Source organism: Corynebacterium sp. HMSC077G07 (assembly GCF_001809225.1).
Taxonomy (GTDB): Bacteria; Actinomycetota; Actinomycetes; order Mycobacteriales; family Mycobacteriaceae; genus Corynebacterium; species Corynebacterium jeikeium_D.
This window is the reverse complement of record NZ_KV796514.1, coordinates 1-2,013: the sequence shown is the minus strand read 5'-3', so window position 1 is coordinate 2,013 and position 2,013 is coordinate 1. Positions and strand designations below refer to the sequence as shown.

Genomic DNA, 2,013 nt, shown 5'->3' with positions numbered 1-2,013 from the left:
CCTTTTATCCGTTGAGCGACACCGCTTCCACAAGCCGGTGCCGGATCACTAGTCCCTAGTTTCCTACCTGCTCGACCTGTCAGTCTCACAGTCAAGCTCCCTTGTGCACTTACACTCAACACCTGATTGCCAACCAGGCTGAGGGAACCTTTGGGCGCCTCCGTTACTCTTTGGGAGGCAACCGCCCCAGTTAAACTACCCACCAGGCACTGTCCCTAACCCGGATCACGGGCCGAGGTTGAGATGTCCAATACGATCAGAGTGGTATTTCAACAACGACTCCACCCCAACTGGCGTTGAGGCATCACAGTCTCCCACCTATCCTACACAAACCGAACCGAACACCAATACCAAGCTATAGTGAAGGTCCCGGGGTCTTTTCGTCCTGCCGCGCGTAACGAGCATCTTTACTCGTACTGCAATTTCGCCGGGTCTGTGGTTGAGACAGCAGGGAAGTCGTTACGCCATTCGTGCAGGTCGGAACTTACCCGACAAGGAATTTCGCTACCTTAGGATGGTTATAGTTACCACCGCCGTTTACTGGGGCTTAAATTCTCCGCTTCGACCCACAAAGGGTCTAACAGGTCCTCTTAACCTTCCAGCACCGGGCAGGCGTCAGTCCGTATACATCGACTTACCCGTCTTCGCACGGACCTGTGTTTTTAGTAAACAGTCGCTTCCCTCTATTCTCTGCGGCCACAACCAGCTCAACCACGTCGGTCACCAGTCATGGCCCCCCTTCTCCCGAAGTTACGGGGGCATTTTGCCGAGTTCCTTAACCACAGTTCTCCCGATCGCCTTAGTATTCTCTACCTGACTACCTGTGTCGGTTTCGGGTACGGGCCGTATATCCACATCGCTAGAGGCTTTTCTCGGCAGCATAGGATCACCAACTTCCCCAAAACGGGTACGCATCACGCCTCACCCACATGTGCTCCGGATTTACCTAGAACACGGGCCACACGCTTACACCACGATATCCATCACGTGGCACGGCTACCTTCCTGCGTCACCCCATCACTTGGCTACTACCAGTTCAGGTCCCCAGCATCACACACACCAACCAACCTAAAAGGCTAGTAAACGGCGCGTGTTCAGGTGGGTTAGTATCCCTGATTCACCATGGGCGCGGACACACGGGTACGGGAATATCAACCCGTTATCCATCGACTACGCCTGTCGGCCTCGCCTTAGGTCCCGACTCACCCTGGGAGGATTAACCTGGCCCAGGAACCCTTAGTCATTCGGCGGAGGAGTTTTCCACTCCTCATTCGCTACTCATGCCTGCATTCTCACTCGCGCACACTCCACACTAGGGTTACCCCAGCGCTTCACAGCAGTCACGCGACGCTCCCCTACCCAACCACCAAAAAGATGATTGCCGCGGCTTCGGCGGTGTACTTGAGCCCCACTACATTGTCGGCGCAGAACCACTCGACCAGTGAGCTATTACGCACTCTTTCAAGGATGGCTGCTTCTAAGCCAACCTCCTGGTTGTCTTCGCGATCCCACATCCTTTTCCACTTAGCACACCCTTAGGGGCCTTAGCCGGCGATCTGGGCTGTTTCCCTCTCGACTACGAAGCTTATCCCCCGCAGTCTCACTGCCGTGCTCTGACCTCACCGGCATTCGGAGTTTGGCTGATGTCGCTAAGATGATAGTCCCGCTAAACCAACCAGTAGCTCTACCTCCAGGAGGAAACACACGACGCTGCACCTAAATGCATTTCGGGGAGAACCAGCTATCACGGAGTTTGATTGGCCTTTCACCCCTACCCACAACTCATCCCCTCAGTTTTCAAACCTAAGTGGGTTCGCGCCTCCACAGAGTCTTACCTCTGCTTCACACTGGCCATGGGTAGATCACCCCGCTTCGGGTCCAGGACATGCCACTGACAACACACTAGTTAGTATTCGCTTTCGCTACGACTACCCCACCAAACGGGTTAACCTCGCGACATGCCGCTGACTCGCAGGCTCATTCTTCAAAAGGCACGCCATCACCCCACAAAAA

General features: G+C 54.8%; 1 rRNA gene. It reads right to left on the bottom strand.

Annotation, left to right across the window (positions count from 1 at the left end):
* Positions 1 to 2,013, bottom strand: a 23S ribosomal RNA gene (locus HMPREF2562_RS00005); the annotation flags it as partial.